Annotated in this window: 4 protein-coding genes; 1 reads left to right on the top strand and 3 read right to left on the bottom strand. The window is 73.1% G+C overall.

Annotation, left to right across the window (positions count from 1 at the left end; translation table 11 throughout):
- Positions 1-64: 64 nt before the first annotated feature.
- From ACFRCR_RS18200 to ACFRCR_RS18190, 3 genes are all read right to left on the bottom strand, one after another.
- Positions 65-862, bottom strand: a complete 798-nt coding sequence (locus ACFRCR_RS18200; RefSeq protein WP_377679557.1) for a DUF4097 domain-containing protein — start codon at positions 860-862, stop codon at positions 65-67.
- 101 nt (positions 863-963) lie between these two features.
- Positions 964-1,566, bottom strand: a complete 603-nt coding sequence (locus ACFRCR_RS18195; protein WP_030149987.1) for a PadR family transcriptional regulator — start codon at positions 1,564-1,566, stop codon at positions 964-966.
- On the bottom strand, positions 1,566-2,546 hold the full coding sequence (locus ACFRCR_RS18190; RefSeq protein WP_377679555.1) for a DUF4097 domain-containing protein: 981 nt from the start codon (positions 2,544-2,546) through the stop codon (positions 1,566-1,568). The genes ACFRCR_RS18195 and ACFRCR_RS18190 overlap by 1 nt, the downstream gene beginning before the upstream one ends.
- 148 nt (positions 2,547-2,694) lie before the next feature.
- On the opposite strand from ACFRCR_RS18190, the gene ACFRCR_RS18185 reads away from it, so the two are divergent.
- Positions 2,695-2,769 carry a 50S ribosomal protein bL37 gene (locus ACFRCR_RS18185; RefSeq protein ID WP_156968370.1) on the top strand — a complete coding sequence of 25 codons (75 nt, stop codon included), beginning with the start codon at positions 2,695-2,697 and terminating at the stop codon, positions 2,767-2,769.
- The last annotated feature ends 68 nt before the right edge of the window (positions 2,770-2,837 follow it).

The following is a 2,837-nucleotide window of genomic DNA, read 5'->3' as shown; positions in this document are numbered from 1 at the left end:
ACCCCCGTCCAGGGGCGTCCGCAGGCCGCTGTCGTCGTCTCCGGGCGCGGACCGGCCTGGGTCCTCAGCCCCGCGAGACCGTGAGGTTGCCCGAGACCGTGCTGACCGACACATAGGCGCCGCTCGTGCCCTCGGAGTGGTCCACGGACGTGGTGCGGGACTGCGTGCTGGGGACGGGGGCGCCGTCGAGCACGACCTTGCCCGTGACCGCACGGGCCTTGAGGTTGACCCCCGCGCCCTCGCTCAGGCGCAGGGTGATGTCGCCCGAGACGGTCTTGGCGGTCACGAGGGGGGTCGTCTCGCGGGCTTCCACGACCACGTCTCCTGTGACCGTGGCGATCGTGACCCGTCCGAGCGCACCCTCGGCCTCGACGCGCCCCGAGGCCGTGCTGACCTTGACGTCACCCTCGTGCGTCGCGACCGCGACGCGGCCCGCGACGGTCTTGACCGAGAGGGGGCCCACGGTGTCGGTCACGGTGACCGACCCGTCGGCCGTGGTCACGGAGACGGGCGCGCGGGTGCCGCTGACCGTCGACGTGGCGCGGGCGGTCGCGATCTTGACGGGCAGGTGGGCCGGGAGCACGACCCGCACGGTGGCGGTGTCCTTGTCCTTGAGGCCGCGCAACCGGTCCACGGCCCCCTCGACCCCGTCGAAGTCGTAGGCGATCTTCAGCTCACCGGCGTGCGTCGTGACCCGCAGGGGCCGTGGGCTCACGTCGGTCACGTCGACGGTCGCGCCGGACTCCCTGCTCGGGTCGCTCACGACCTCGACGGCCCCGTTCGTGAGGCCCACGACGAGCGACGCCACGTCGGCGACCTCGATCTGCTGCGGTGCTGCGATGACCCAGGACTCGGTTCCCATGTCGTTCTCCTTCGTCGTCTGCGTGTCGTGCCGGTCGTCGTGCTGGTTCGGGTCGTGCGGTTCGTGCGGTTCGTGCGAGCCCGCCGCCTCGGGGCCGCCGTTCACGGCAGCGTCCCCCGGACCGCCCGCCGGGCGGAGTCCAGGACCGTGCGCAGCGTCTCGAGCGTCAGCTCGGTGACCGCGCTGCTCGCGTCGGCGCGTCGGAGGTCGGCGCGCACGTCGTCGCGGAACCTCTGCACCATGGCCTCGGCCTCGACGCGGCGGGCGTAGGACTCGCCGCGGCGAGGATCGGGGGTGGCGGCGGGCCGCGGGCGGACGCGTGCCTCCTGGGCCGCGGCCGCGAGCTCGGCGCGCAGGCCCTGCATCGAGCCCTGGATGTCGGCGCGCAGGGCGTGCGCCCGGGTGCGCACGGTCTGCGCGATCCCGTCCTCGAGCGCCGCGACGTCGGCACGGCGGGCCGCGACCTCGGCCCGGCCGGCGGGCGTGAGCTCGTACGTCGACTTGCGGGCGCTGTCGCTGCGTCGCACGAGCCCCTCCCCCTCGAGCCGGGCGAGGCGCGGGTAGATGGTGCCGGCGCTGGGGCGGTAGGTGCCGCCGAAGCGGTCGCTGAGCTCGGTCATGAGCTCGTACCCGTGCTTGGGCCCGGACTCGAGCAGCGCGAGGAGGTAGAGCCGGAGCTCCCCGTGGGCGAAGACGGAGGCCATCAGCGGTCCGCCGGTCCGTCCGCGGGACCGCCGCCGGGCGCTCCTGTCCACGTCGCGCGGCTGTCCGCGGTGCCCCAGGGGGCGCCGTAACCCGGGTACGCGTCGGTCGGGGCGTCGTCGAACGACCAGGCCGGGGCGCCGTCCGCGACACCGCCGGGCGCGTCCCACGCAACGGCGTCGGCGGGCTCGCCCCGCAGCACCGTGACGTTGCCCGAGACGGAGTTGACCTGGAGCTTCTTGCCCGGGGTCCCGGACGGACCCGCCTGGCGGTAGGAGCCACCGGGCGTGCCGCGGTGCTCGACGCCGTCGACCACGAGGCGACCGCTCACGCAGCGCAGGGTGTAGTCGAGGGCGTCCGGCTCGGGGACGCGCACCAGGACGTCGGCCGAGACGGCGTTGACGTTCATCACGTCGGGCGTCGCGCTCGAGTCGAGCGTGACGTTCCCGGAGACGGTGTTGAGCTTGACGTCGGTCAGCGCGCCCGAGGCCGTGAGGTCGCCGGACACGGAGTCCATGACGAGGGTGCCCACGTGGTCACGGACCGTGACCTCGCCCGAGACCGTGTCGACGCGGACCGCGCCGGTCGTCTGCGTCGTCATGACCGAGCCGCCCACGGTGGCGACGGAGACCTTCGCCTGGGTCCCGGCGACGAGGCCGTCACCGCGCACCGTCGCGAGCTTGACCCGGACGTGAGCCGGCACGCCGACGTAGACGTCGGCGCGGTCCTTGCCGCGGTAGTTGCGGAACGAGTCGAGGAAGCCCTGCCAGCCGCCCGTGGGCGAGTACCCGACCGTGAGCCGGTCACCGTCGAGGCGGACCTCGAGAGGGCGGCCCTCGATCGAGTGGACCTCGACGCGGACGCCGGGCTCGTCGTGCACCACGACGTCGATGCGTCCGTTGAGCAGGTTCGCGTCGAGGCGGGCCACGGGCCCGACGTCGATCGTCTGCGGACCGGTCACGGTCCAGTTCTCGGTCGCCATGTCTCTCCTCGCGTTCCTGCGGTGTCCCGCCCAGTCCCGTGAACGCGATGTATCGCGTTTCTGGTCACACGATATATCGCGTCTTGGACCAGGACAAGCCCCAGATGTGGGAACATGGAGCAGACAGAATCCGGCGTGAGGAGCAATCATGAGCAAGCGCGGACGCAAGCGTCGCAGCCGCAAGGGCAGCGCAGCGAACCACGGCAAGCGCCCCAACGCCTGATCACGAGCCCGCCAGGGCCGCGATCACGCGCCCTGCGGGCGAGTGCGACGAAAGGGCCCGTCCTCACC

It is taken from the genome of Oerskovia sp. NPDC056781 (assembly GCF_042789955.1).
Taxonomy (GTDB): domain Bacteria; phylum Actinomycetota; class Actinomycetes; order Actinomycetales; family Cellulomonadaceae; genus Oerskovia; species Oerskovia rustica.
This window is presented reverse-complemented; position numbering and strand designations above follow the sequence as displayed.